The following is a 12,401-nucleotide window of genomic DNA, read 5'->3' on the forward strand; positions in this document are numbered from 1 at the left end:
AGGGGCCGCGCGCACCGCCCCGAGGGCCTGGCGTCAGTACCGGTAGTGCTCGGGCTTGAACGGGCCCTCGACGGACACGCCGATGTAGTCGGCCTGCGACTCGCTGAGCTCCGTGAGACGCACGCCGAGCGCGTCCAGGTGGAGGCGCGCGACCTTCTCGTCGAGCTCCTTGGGCAGCCGGTGGACGCCCAGCGGGTACGCGGCAAGGTTGATCCACAGCTCGATCTGCGCGATCACCTGGTTGGTGAAGGACGCGCTCATCACGAAGCTGGGGTGACCGGTCGCGTTGCCCAGGTTGAGCAGGCGCCCCTCGCTCAGCACGATGATGCTGTGGCCGTCGGGGAACACCCACTCGTCGACCTGCGGCTTGATGGGGGTGAGCTTCGCGCCCGAGCGTGAGAGGCCCGCCATGTCGATCTCGTTGTCGAAGTGGCCCACGTTGCCCACGATGGCCTTGTCCTTCATCGCGGCCATGTGCTCGACGCGGATGATGTCCTTGTTGCCCGTGGTGGTGATGAAGAAGTCCGCGCGGTCCACGTAGTCCTCGACGCGCGCGACCTCGTAGCCGTCCATCGCGGCCTGCAGCGCGCAGATCGGGTCCACCTCGGACACGACCACGCGGGCGCCCTGGCCGCGCAGCGCCTCCGCGGCGCCCTTGCCCACGTCGCCGTAGCCCGCGATGAACGCGACCTTGCCGCCCATGAGGACGTCGGTGGCGCGGTTGATGCCGTCGGGCAGCGAGTGGCGGATGCCGTACTTGTTGTCGAACTTCGACTTGGTCACCGAGTCGTTGACGTTGATCGCCGGGAACAGCAGCTCGCCGCGGCGGTGCATGAGCTCGAGGCGGTGCACGCCGGTGGTGGTCTCCTCCGACACGCCGACGATCCCGGCGGCCATGCGCGTGAAGCGCGTGGGGTCCGTCGACATCGAGCGGCGGATCACGGCGCGCATGCCCTCGACCTCGGCGTTGTACTCGGGGTCCTCCTCCTCGAGCGGGGCGGGCACGGCGCCCAGCTTCTCGAGGCGGGCGCCCTCGTGCACCAGCAGCGTGGCGTCGCCGCCGTCGTCGAGGATGATCGTGGGGCCGTCGTGGCCCTCCCACGTGAGGATGCGGTCCGTGTACTGCCAGTACTCGGGGATGGTCTCGCCCTTGATCGCGAACACGGGCACACCGGCGGGCGCGGAGTACGTGCCGCCGCCGATCACGATCGCGGCGGCCGCCTCGTCCTGCGTGGAGAAGATGTTGCACGAGGCCCAGCGCACGTCCGCACCCAGCGCCGTCAGGGTCTCGATGAGGACCGCGGTCTGCACGGTCATGTGGAGCGAGCCCGCGATGCGCGCGCCCTTGAGCGGCTGCGCGGCGCCGAACTCCTCGCGCAGCGCCATGAGGCCCGGCATCTCCTGCTCGGCCAGCCGGATCTGGTTCCGGCCGGCCTCCGCCAGCGCCAGGTCCGCGACGACGTGCTCGATCATGAGGTCCTCCAAGGTTCGCCCCGACGGGGCACGGTCGTCATTTCTACCATCGTCGCGGATGGCGGGACGATGCGCGGGCCGGGTCAGGCGCCGGGCGCGGGCTCCGCGGCGGGTTCCGCGTGGCGGACGTCGGGCTCGATGAAGATGAGGTGCACGTTCGGCACCGCGGCGCGGATGCGCGCCTCGGCATCGTCGGTGCGTGCACCGATGGTCGCGAGCGACTCGCCCGGCTGCGCACCCACCTTCGCGGTCACGAGGATGTCCTCGGGACCGATGTGCACCGTGCGCAGGTGGATGATGTCGGGGTAGCCGGCGTCGTGGAGCGCCGTGGTGATCTTCTCGATGTCCTCCGGCACGGCCGACTCGCCCAGCAGCATCTCGCGCGTCTCGCGCGCGACGACGATCGCGATGGTGACCAGCAGGACGCCGATCATCGCGGTGCCGAACGCGTCCCAGCGCCCGTCACCGGTGATCAGGGTCATCGAGACGCCGAAGAGCGCGAACGCGAGGCCGATGAGCGCGCCCAGGTCCTCCATGAGGATGACGGGCAGCTCGGGCGAGCGGTGACGCCGGACGAACTTGGGCCACGACATGCCGCCGCGCACGTGGTTCGACTCGCGGACCGCGACGCGCAGCGACATCGACTCGATGACGATCGCGACGATGAGCACCGTGGGCGGGACCCAGTGCCATGAGGTGATGCCCTCGGGGTGCTGCCACTTGTGCCACGCCTCGTACAGCGCGAAGCATCCGCCGAGCGTGAACAGCACGACCGCGACGAGGAACGCGTAGTAGTAGCGGTAGCGGGCGTAGCCGAACGGGTGCTCGGGGGTCGCCTCCTGGCGCGACTTCTTCGCGCCCACCAGCAGCAGCACCTGGTTGCCCGAGTCGGCCACGGAGTGGATCGCCTCCGCGAGCATCGACGACGAGCCCGTGAGGGCGTAGGCCCCGAACTTGGTCAGGCCGATCGCGAGGTTGGCGCTCAGCGCCGCCACCACCGCCTTGGTTCCGCCCTCGGTCGACATGTCAGCCCTCTCGGATCACAGCGAGCACGCTGTCACGCATCCGCTCCATGAGCTCCTGGCCGTCGGCCTCGGAGTTGAGCCGCAGCAGCGGCTCGGTGTTGGACGGGCGCACGTTGAACCACCAGCGCTCGCCCTCGCCCGGCGCGGGCCAGTGCTCCACCGTGAGGCCGTCGAACTCGTCGGAGTAGACGTCCTCGGTGACGAACGCCGCCTTCACACGCGCGAGCGCGTCCGGCACGGAATCGACGCGCGAGTTGATCTCGCCCGACGCCACGTACGGCTCGTGCGCCTCGATGAGCGAGGACAGCGGGCCGTCCTGCTGGCCGAGCGCGGCGAGGACGTGCATGGCGGCGAGCATGCCCGAGTCCGCGTAGAAGAAGTCACGGAAGTAGAAGTGCGCGCTGTGCTCGCCGCCGAACACGGCGTTGAGGCGCGCCATCTCCGCCTTGATGAAGCTGTGGCCCACGCGGGAGCGGACCGGCGTGGCACCCGCGGCGGCGAGCTGCTCGCGCACCGCGCGAGAGGAGATGAGGTTGTGGATGACGGTCGGCGACGCCTCGGGGTCCGCCGCGAGCTCGCGTGCCGTCTCGCGCAGGCCCACCAGGCAGGTGATCGCGGACGGGGTGACCACCTCGCCGCGCTCGTCGATCACGAAGCAGCGGTCCGCGTCGCCGTCGAAGGCGAGTCCGATGTCCGCGCCGTGCGCCTTGACGGCGGCCTGCAGGTCGCGCAGGTTCTCCGTCTCGAGCGGGTTGGCCTCGTGGTTCGGGAACGTGCCGTCGAGCTCGAAGTACAGCGGGATGATCTCGAGCGGCAGCTCGCTCAGCCCCGCGGCCGTGCCGAGCACCGCTGGCACCGTGTAGCCGCCCATGGCGTTGGCCGCGTCCACCACGACCTTGAGCGGCCGGATGCCGTCGAGCGGCACCAGGGACCGCAGGAACGCGCCGTACTCGCCCACCATGTCGCGTGTGCTCTCCGTGCCGCGCGTCGCGGCGACGGCGGGCGGCTCGACCAGGTAGCGGGCGGCCAGCTCGCGGACGTCGGCGAGGCCGGAGTTGTCGCCCACCGCGCGGGCGCGGCTGCGGCACAGCTTCATGCCGTTGTAGGCCGCGGGGTTGTGGCTCGCGGTGATCATCACGCCGGGGATGTCGAGCGCGCCGGACGCGTGATAGAGGCCGTCGGTCGAGCACAGCCCGATGCGGACCACGTCGACGCCGAGCGAGGTCAGGCCAGCGGTCACGGCGTCCGCGAGCCACGGGCCGGAGTCGCGCATGTCGTGGCCGATCGCGACGGTGCTCTCGCCCTCGGGCAGCACGATCGCGTCCGCGAACGCCGCGCCGATCGCGGTGGCGACCTCCGCGGTCAGCGTCTCGCCCACGATCCCGCGGACGTCGTACGACTTGATGAGCTGGGACAGGTCCGGTGCGTCAGTCACGCGGTCAGACTAGCGGCACCGCGTGGCGCCCGTCTCAGGCGTCGTTGGAGATGACGCGCAGGTGGCCGCGGCGCGGCTCCGAGGCGACGGGAGCGGGCGGCACGAAGGTCGCGGCGGGACGCGGGCGGCCCGCCTCGCGGACGGCGCGCGCGAGCGCCTCCAGGTCGTCTGTGGACGGCTCGGGCTCGACGAACTCGGTCTGGATGTGGACCACGTTCCAGCCGCGGGGGGCGGTGAAGCGGTCCGCGTGGTGCGCGCACAGGTCGTAGCTGTGCGGCTCCGCGGTCGCGGACAGCCCGCCTACCACCACGGTGGAGTCCGCGTACACGTAGGTCAGCGTCGCGGCGGCGGGGCGCGCGCACGACGATCGCGAGCACTGGCGGGTGGAGATCACGTCAGCGACGGTACCCCCGGGCGGGCGGGCGGCGACGCTGCCACGCCGTCCGCGCGCGGTAGCCTCGCCGTATGTCCCGGCGCGATCGTCACGGCCGCGGTCTCCGCAGGCCGCTCCTGCCCTTCGGCGCACCCGGCCACCGCACGCGGGCGGAGCGCTTCGACGACCTGGTGGCGGACGCGGTCGACCGTCTCGAGCCGCGCTGGGGCGGCGAGTGGGGGCGCATCGAGTTCGGCACGGAGGACGTGCCGCCGTCGGACCCGACGCCGTGGGAGGAGGGCGTCCCGCTCGGTCGGCTCTTCCCCGCGGACCTCGGCCAGCCCACGCGGGTGGTGCTGTACCGGCGCACGCTCGAGCAGCGGGCCGATCCGGCCGACCTGCCGGGCCTGGTGCGCGACGTGGTGGCGGAGCACGTCGCCCACGTGGTCGGGCGGTCCCCCGACGAGGTCGACCCCGAGTACGGCTCCGGCTGAGCCGCTCAGGAACGGGTCAGGAGCCGGGACCGACGTAGGGCCGCTGGCCCACGGTCACCGGCGTGGACACCACGTCCGTGCGGCGCGGCACGAGCGCGGCCACGAAGCCCGGGTCGTCGGCGAGCGCGAGGCTCCACGTGAACCCCGCGCCGCCGGTGAGGACCTCGCCCGCGGGCACGGCCAGCTCGAGGGTGGCGGTCGATCGCGCGGCGAGCGTCGCGGACGCGACCACCTCGCCTGCGGCGTCGGTGAGCGAGAACTCCCCGGCGGAGTCCGCATGGACCGTCAGGGCCGTGACGTGGTCCGTCGCCATGACGCTGCGCGGCATGCCGTCCGAGACGTCCTGCGCGGGCAGCCAGACCAGGTCGCTCGCGACCGCGTCCGCGGGGCCGTCGACCACCTCGCGCGGCACGGTGCGCATCGCGGCGGCCACCACGGGCGCGTCCGCGCGGATCTCGACCGCGCCGGACGCGATCGCGGGTACCTCGACCTCCGTCACCACGCCCGGGTCGAGCTCGAGGCCGGACACGCCGCCCCAGGCCACCAGGCCCCCGTCGCCCGCGAGCGCGAGGTCCACGGAGGCGCCCTCGGGCGCGAGCAGGCGCAGCGTGGTGGTGGCGCCCTCCGGTGCCCCGATGCCGGGGATCACCAGCCGCGTCGCCGGCTGGGCGCCGCGGCCCACCCAGTCGGTGCCGGCGGGCTGGAAGCCGTCGAGCCGGGAGTCCTGAAGGTGGGCGACCACGCCCGCGCCGGTCGCGACCACGCGCACCGCGAGCGCGGGGACCTCCGCGACCACGGCCTCGAGCAGCAGGTCCTGCTGGCCGCCGGGAGCGATGGACACCACGGCGTGCTCCTCGAGCTCGCCGAGCCCGCTGTAGAGCGTGACGGTCGCCTCGGTGGAGGCGTCCGAGGGGTTGGTGAGCACCAGGCGCGCGCTCGCGCCCAGGGCGGTCGAGCCGCCCACGAGCCACTGGTCGCGCGCGGGGTCGAGGCACGTGGCGGCGGACAGGCCCGCGACGTCGCCGGTGCCGATGCGCTCGACGGACGCACCCGCGTCACCGGTCGCGAGGAAACCCGCCCCGGCGGGGCTGCCGCCGTCGCCGAGCTCCTGGTAGGTCCGGTCGTCGGAGCCGGAACCGAGGTCCGGGTCGCCCGAGTCGATGTCGCCCACCGGGATGTCGACCGGTCCCGGGCACGCGACGGGCTGCACGGCGGGGGTGACCTGGCCGTCGAAGGCGGGCGCGACCGCCGGCTCCTCGACCGCGAGGCGGCCCGACGCGACCACGGCGAGCACCGCGACCGTCGCGGCGCCCAGCACCGTCAGCCGCCGGATCATCGGCGCACCGCCAGGTAGCGGCGGTCGTGGAGGGGCACCATCCCGATCATGGCCCAGGCCACCAGGATCGCGGACGCCCACCACCACACGCGGTACGAGCGGTCCTCGTACCGGTACGCGACCCTCTCCGCGCCCTCCGGGACCTCGAAGGCGGCCCTGCCGTGCGCATCGTCCACGGCTGCGAGCGTGGCGCCGTCCGCCGTCGCGACCCAGCCGGGGTCCGCGTCGGCGGCGATCACGAGCGTGCCGCCGCCGTCGACGGGTCCGGTTCCCGACCACGAGTCCGAGTCGAGCGCGGTCACGGCGTCGCCGTCCTCGACCCACGCGCGCGAGACGGGCACGTCGGAGCCGGGGCGCGAGACGCGGTAGCTGGTGCCCACGTCGCTCGCGCCGATCAGCCGGAGCACGGGCAGCTGGGACAGCGAGCTGGCGATCATGTCGGAGCCGGGGGCGGCGACCACCACGCCGATGCCCCAGTCGGCGAGCTGCTGGTCGGCATCGGCACCCGCGCCCGCGAGCGCCGCGACCGTCTCCGCGAGGGCGTCGGTGGTGACGGGCGAGGTGCCGGCGCGGACCAGGGGGACCCCGGCGGCATCCGTCTGCGCGCGGCCCGCGAGGACCGTGGTCCCGTCGCCCTCGAGCACCGTGTAGTCCACGCCGTCCTCCGTGTCCGTCAGCACCAGCACGCGCTGCCGGGTCTCGAGCCGCTGCTCGAGGTTCGCGACCAGCGGCAGCGCCTCGGTGGACGCGGGGTGCACGTCGCCGCGCTCGGCGCGCCCGGGCCACGCCTCGACCACCACGGTCGCGACGATCACGCCGGCCATGAGGGTGACGGCGATGGGGGCGAGCAGGCGGATGGCCGAGCGGGTGCGGCCCTCGCCGGCGAGCCACAGGCCGGACGATGCGGCGGCGGCGGCGCCGATCAGGCCGGCGGCGACCAGGGACGTGCCGGGCCCCGCGAAGCCGTTCGCGGAGGCCTCCGCGTACCCGCTCGAGGGGACCACCACGGCGGCCTGGGCCGCGGCGGCGGTGCCCACGCCGAGCGCCGCGACCAGCAGGCCCCCCGCGACGGCCCACGGGGCGCGGCCCGAGGCGACGGCGACCACCACGGCGGCGACCAGGCCGAGCCCGATCGCGCCCACCACCACGGTGCCGGGCAGCCCGGGCAGGCCGGGCGCGCCGCGCGAGTGGTCGGTGAGGCCGAGCACCAGGCGCCACGGCTCCACCACGCCCGAGGCGAGGGCGGGGCCGTTCTCGCGGGCGAGGATCGCCCAGGCCTCGCGGCTGACGGGACCTGCCTGCCACGCGGCGACCAGCCCCGGGCCGGAGACCACGAGCGCGGGGATCGCGGCGGTCCACACGCGCCACCGCGCGCCTCCGGCGAAGGCGCCCGCCACGGCCACGGCCGCGACCAGGGGCAGCAGCAGGACGGGTGCGGCGGCGACGATGATCGCCAGCGAGAACGCGGCGCCCATCGCGGCGCTCGGCGAGGGCAGGCGGCGCGCGGGGAACTCCTCGCCCCCGCCCACGGCCTCGCCGCGATGCCAGCCGGCCGCGCGCGCCAGCCCCATCGCGAACCACGGCAGCATGAGGTGCGCGATCACGGGACCAACGCGACCGTCGGAGATCGCCTGGAGGTGCAGCGGCCACAGCCCGTAGGCGAGCGCCCCGAGCCCGCGCGCCCACACGGACCGCGTGGCGGCGCCGAGGGCGAACCACGCGGACACCGCCGCGAGCGCGACGCCGAGGCCCAGCAGCAGCCCGATCCAGACGCGGGTGCCGCCCGGCAGCGCGGCGGCAGGCAGCAGCAGCGCGCTGAACGCCCCGTCGAGCGAGGCCGATCCGAACCCGACGGCGCTCCAGCCCGACCAGGTCCGCTCCCACAGCTCGGCGAGCGGGGTGTCCGTCACGCCGAGCGCCTCGCCGGTGAGCATGCGCCCGGACGCGAGCGCGGTGAGCCACGTGCCGTGCAGCGCGATCGACGCCGCGACCGCCAGGACGGTCACCACGGCCGCCCCGGCGCGACGCCGGACGGCCGCGTCGGCGAGCTCGGCGCGCACCACGTCCGAGGGCGCCGACTGCGCGCGCCACCGGTCGTATGCGCGCAGCTCGCGCGAGCGGATGGTCGACAGCACCGTGCGGGTGCCCACCAGGAACGGGGCCACGGCTGAGCGCGGGCGGGTCGAGCCGCGCCGGATCCGCGCCCGGATCGCGGGGACGCGGGGCAGCCGCGCGAGCAGGCGCCACGGCACGGCGAGGTCGGCGCCGACCATCCGCGACTCGTTCTGCGCGATCCGGAGCACCGCGCGGGTGGCGGCCGAGAGGAAGGACCACAGCACCAGCAGCGGGATGGCGAGGACGGGCGCGGGCGCCCAGGCGACGGCGTGGACCCACTCGCCGGTGCGGCGCTGGCCGTAGGTCGAGTCGGCGCCGCGCGAGGATCCCGCGCGCACGCCGCGCAGCCCGTCCTGGGCGTGGCGCACGCGGGCGACGGGCACGATCACCACGTCGTGGCCCGCGCGCCAGGCGCGGCGGCAGAAGTGCAGGCTGTCGCCGTAGCCGCGGTAGGCGGGCTCGAGCCCGTCGAGCTCCTCCCACACCTGACGGCGCACCAGGGCGCCGGCGAGGGACGCGGCGAGGACGTCCTCGCGCTCGTCGTACTGGCCCTGGTTGATGTCGTCCTCGTCGACCAGGTCGATGCGGCGCGCGCCCACGCGGGTGGTGGTGACGCCCAGGCTCACGAGCCGCGTCACGTCGTCCCATCGGACGTGCGCGGGGGCGATCACGCCCGCGGCCGTGCGCTTCTTCGCGGTCGCCACGAGCTGCGCGAGCACGGTGGGCAGCGGCGCGGTGTCGTCGTGGAGGAGCCACAGGAGCTCTCCGTCCTCGGCGGGATGCTCCGCGAGGACCCGGTCCACGCCCTCGGCGTAGGAGCGTCCGCCCTCGTGGCGCAGGATCGCGAGCTGCTCCGGCGCGTCGGGGAGCTCCGCGCCATCGGGGAGCACCACGTGGACGGCGTCGGGGCGCACGGTCTGATCGCCGATCGCGGTCAGGACCTCGGACAGGCGCTCCGAGCGACCGTCCGACACCACGATCGCGCGCACCCACGGGCGCGCAGGACTCATCGTGCTCCCACGCAGGTTGTCCGGCTAGACCGCTCGCCGCTTGAGCTTGCGGCGCTCACGCTCCGACAGCCCACCCCAGATCCCGAAACGCTCGTCGTTCGCCAGCGCGTAGTCGAGGCACTCGGAGCGCACGTCGCACGACGAGCACACCTTCTTGGCCTCACGCGTGGAACCGCCCTTCTCAGGGAAGAACGCCTCGGGGTCGGTCTGGGCGCACAGCGCGCGCTCCTGCCATGCCAGCGGGCCGTCATCCTCGACCTCGCTGAAGATGTCCACCACCGACGCCAATGTCGAGGCGGGCTTTCCTGCGTCAGAAGGCACTGTGCCGTCGTAGATATTCCACACGGGCCCCTCCTCCGATCGCGACGGGGAGCTGTCGCGCCCTCCGTCACATGGAATTACAGTCGTGTAATCCCTTCCAGTCAAGTCGAATCGTGATATTCGGCGTATGGAATTCCTCACCCTCGCGACACGCCCGGGGACGCGTCGCGCTAGGTGCGCCGCGCATCGTCCCCCTGCACGCCCGCCTACACTGCGAGGCATACCGGAGGGGGCAGCATGGCCGAGACCACCGCGGTGGCGCCGCGCCACGCCCGCCCCGCGCTCGCGCGCCGGATCGGGACCGTGGTGGCCAGCACCGTGGCGGCGGTCGCCGGCTACGCGCTCGTCTACTCCACCGCCGTGGCAGGCGAGGTCACCGCGACCCTGCAGGAGAACGCGCAGAACGTCGACAGCCTGGTGGGCGAGGAGTCCGCGCGGCCGGAGAAGCCCAAGCCCTCGGACCCGAACGCCGGCGAGCCGCTCAACATCCTGCTGATGGGCTCGGACGTGCGCGACGGCGACAACGGCACCGTGGGCGGCGGCGCGGACATCGGCGGCATGCGCAACGACACCACGATGCTCGCGCACATCTCCGGCGACCGGAGCCGCATCGAGGTGATCTCGATCCCGCGCGACGCGCAGGTCGAGATCCCCGAGTGCACGTACCTCGACGGCAGCACCATCGCGGGCGGCTACGGCGACTTCAACATCGCGTTCTCGAACGGCGGCGCGAACGGCAAGGCCGCCGAGGCCGCGGCGTGCACCATCAGGACCGTCGAGCAGATGTCGGACGTCCGGATCGACCACTACGCGGTGGTCGACTTCACCGGCTTCATCGACATGGTGGACGCGCTCGGCGGGGTGCCCATGTGCATCACCGAGCGGATCGTCTCCGACAAGGCCCACCTCGAGCTCGAGGCCGGGCCCCAGGTGCTCGACGGCGAGACCGCCCTCGCGTACGCGCGACTGCGCACTGCGGAGGAGGGGGACGTGTCCGGCTCCGACCTGCAGCGCATCACGCGCCAGCAGCAGCTGCTCGAGCAGGTCGCAGAGACCGTGCTGTCGAAGAACATCCTCACCAACGTGGGCCAACTCACACGGTTCCTGCGCGCGATGGCCGAGTCGCTCACCATGGACGAGGAGCTCGCGGACACGTCCTACCTGATCGGGCTGGGCTACAGCCTGCGCGGCCTGCGCACCGACGACATCACCTTCGCGACGGTCCCGTGGGAGTACACCGAGGACTTCCTCAACGTGGAGCTCCTGCCCGAGGCGGAGGACATGTGGGACGATATCCGCGACGACCAACCGATCTCCGTGAACGAATCGGACGACGCGAGCTCCGCCTGGGATGACGGCAAGAAGGACACCTCCTCCGCCAAGCCGTCGTCGTCGGCGACGTCCAGCGAGTCCGCCGACACCACCGTCGATGACCTCCTGCAGGAATGCAGGTGACGGGGCGTGCCGGAACTCTCGGGCGCGGGTGCACGTTGAGTCGCCAGCCATCCCGCCCATGCGTGCCCCCACGCCGAGCCCAGGAGCATGAATGACCGTCGAGGTCTCGGACCACCGCCGTCGCGGACGCCTCCGCCACGCGACCCGCGTCCCCACGCACCGTGTGCTCGCCGCCGTGCTCGGCACCATCGCGGCTGTCGCCGGCTTCGGTCTGGTGTTCGTGGAGACCAGCCTCAACCTGGCCGACGACCAGTTCGACAAGCAGGACATCTCCGCGCTGCTGCCCGAGGTGACGCCCTCCGCGGAGCCGTCGCCCACCTCGACCGACCCGGAGGACCTGTCCGCGGGCAAGGCGCTCAACATCCTGCTCATGGGCTCCGACTCGCGCACCGGCGAGGACAACCAGGAGCTCGGCAAGGGTGACGTCAGCGGCATGCGCAACGACACCACGATGATCCTGCACATCTCCGCGGACCGGCAGCGCATCGAGACGCTGTCCATCCCCCGTGACTCCCGGGTCGCGATCTCCGACTGCAAGATGCTCGACGGCTCCACCGTGTACGGCTGGACCGGCAAGTTCAACATCGCGTTCTCCAACGGCGGCCAGAACGGCAACATCGCCGAGGCGGCGGCGTGCGTCGCGACCACCATCTACGACCTCACGGGCCTCATGATCGACCACTACGCCGTGATCGACTTCTCGGGCTTCGTCGACATGGTCGATGCCCTCGACGGCGTGCCGATGTGCATCACCGAGGACGTCTACTCCCCCAAGGCCCACCTCGAGCTCGAGGCGGGCGCGCAGGTGCTCGACGGCACCACGGCGCTCGCGTGGGCTCGCGCCCGCACCGGCTACGGCCTGGGCGACGGCACCGACCTCATGCGCATCGAGCGCCAGCAGGAGCTGCTCACCAACATGGCGCGCAAGGCGCTGGGCCTCAACCTGCTGACGGACGCCAAGAAGGGCACCGCGTTCATCAACGCCCTCGCGAAGTCCATGACCATGGACCCCGACCTCGCGGACTCCCGCTACCTGCTCGGCCTCGCGTGGAGCCTGCGCAACTTCGACACCGACAACCTGTACATGGCGACCGTGCCGTGGCAGTACGCGGGCGACTCGAGCGGCGACGTCCTGTGGACCGAGCCGGACGCGACCGCGGCCTTCGACGCGCTCGAGAACGACGAGTCGCTGCAGGCGCTCCTCGAGCCCGAGACCGTCGAATCCACGGACGAGGGCACCGGCACGGGCGGCAAGAAGAACGGCGGCAAGAAGAACTCGTCGGCGAGCCCCTCGCCGAGCGCATCCGTCACGCCCGAGCGAGAGACCCAGCAGCAGATCCTCGCGGACTGCATCATCCCCTGAC

10 protein-coding genes are annotated in these 12,401 nt (G+C 73.1%); 3 read left to right on the top strand and 7 right to left on the bottom strand.

Translation table 11 applies throughout. The features are described from left to right. Positions 1 to 33: 33 nt before the first annotated feature. From ahcY to AOM05_RS00135, 4 genes are all read right to left on the bottom strand, one after another. Positions 34 to 1,473 (bottom strand): adenosylhomocysteinase, encoded by a 1,440-nt coding sequence (gene ahcY / locus AOM05_RS00120; protein ID WP_062519569.1) that lies wholly within the window; start codon positions 1,471 to 1,473, stop codon positions 34 to 36. 83 nt (positions 1,474 to 1,556) lie between these two features. Further along, positions 1,557 to 2,498 carry a cation diffusion facilitator family transporter gene (locus AOM05_RS00125; RefSeq protein WP_062518610.1) on the bottom strand — a complete coding sequence of 314 codons (942 nt, stop codon included), beginning with the start codon at positions 2,496 to 2,498 and terminating at the stop codon, positions 1,557 to 1,559. Position 2,499: 1 nt separating this feature from the next. Next, positions 2,500 to 3,933 carry a phosphomannomutase/phosphoglucomutase gene (locus AOM05_RS00130; RefSeq protein WP_062518611.1) on the bottom strand — a complete coding sequence of 478 codons (1,434 nt, stop codon included), beginning with the start codon at positions 3,931 to 3,933 and terminating at the stop codon, positions 2,500 to 2,502. 34 nt (positions 3,934 to 3,967) lie between these two features. Next, the gene (locus AOM05_RS00135; protein ID WP_062518612.1) at positions 3,968 to 4,327 is read right to left on the bottom strand and encodes a DUF3499 domain-containing protein; all 360 of its coding nucleotides are present in this window, start codon (positions 4,325 to 4,327) and stop codon (positions 3,968 to 3,970) included. Positions 4,328 to 4,398: 71 nt separating this feature from the next. Here AOM05_RS00135 and AOM05_RS00140 point away from each other — a divergent pair, with 71 nt between their 5' ends. Continuing rightward, complete coding sequence (locus AOM05_RS00140) at positions 4,399 to 4,800, top strand: metallopeptidase family protein (protein WP_062291618.1); 402 nt, start codon at positions 4,399 to 4,401, stop codon at positions 4,798 to 4,800. Between the two features lie 16 nt (positions 4,801 to 4,816). Here AOM05_RS00140 and AOM05_RS00145 read toward each other — a convergent pair whose 3' ends face one another. From AOM05_RS00145 to AOM05_RS00155, 3 genes are read right to left on the bottom strand one after another with little or no spacing between them, the layout of a single operon-like run. Continuing rightward, on the bottom strand, positions 4,817 to 6,136 hold the full coding sequence (locus tag AOM05_RS00145; protein WP_156164965.1) for a DUF5719 family protein: 1,320 nt from the start codon (positions 6,134 to 6,136) through the stop codon (positions 4,817 to 4,819). Then, positions 6,133 to 9,261, bottom strand: a complete 3,129-nt coding sequence (locus tag AOM05_RS00150) for a glycosyltransferase (RefSeq protein WP_082097136.1) — start codon at positions 9,259 to 9,261, stop codon at positions 6,133 to 6,135. Before AOM05_RS00150 ends, AOM05_RS00145 begins: the two co-directional genes overlap by 4 nt. Before the next feature lie 24 nt (positions 9,262 to 9,285). Further along, a complete protein-coding gene (locus tag AOM05_RS00155; RefSeq protein ID WP_062518615.1) occupies positions 9,286 to 9,549 on the bottom strand; it encodes a WhiB family transcriptional regulator in 264 nt (87 codons plus the stop codon). Between the two features lie 270 nt (positions 9,550 to 9,819). On the opposite strand from AOM05_RS00155, the gene AOM05_RS00160 reads away from it, so the two are divergent. Both AOM05_RS00160 and AOM05_RS00165 read left to right on the top strand, forming a co-directional pair. Beyond that, complete coding sequence (locus AOM05_RS00160) at positions 9,820 to 11,037, top strand: LCP family protein (RefSeq protein WP_062518616.1); 1,218 nt, start codon at positions 9,820 to 9,822, stop codon at positions 11,035 to 11,037. Between the two features lie 91 nt (positions 11,038 to 11,128). Then, positions 11,129 to 12,400, top strand: coding sequence for an LCP family protein (locus tag AOM05_RS00165; protein ID WP_062518617.1), 1,272 nt, complete (start codon positions 11,129 to 11,131; stop codon positions 12,398 to 12,400). Position 12,401: the final 1 nt, after the last annotated feature.

Source organism: Demequina silvatica (assembly GCF_000971215.1).
In the GTDB taxonomy this organism is placed as follows: Bacteria; Actinomycetota; Actinomycetes; order Actinomycetales; family Demequinaceae; genus Demequina; species Demequina silvatica.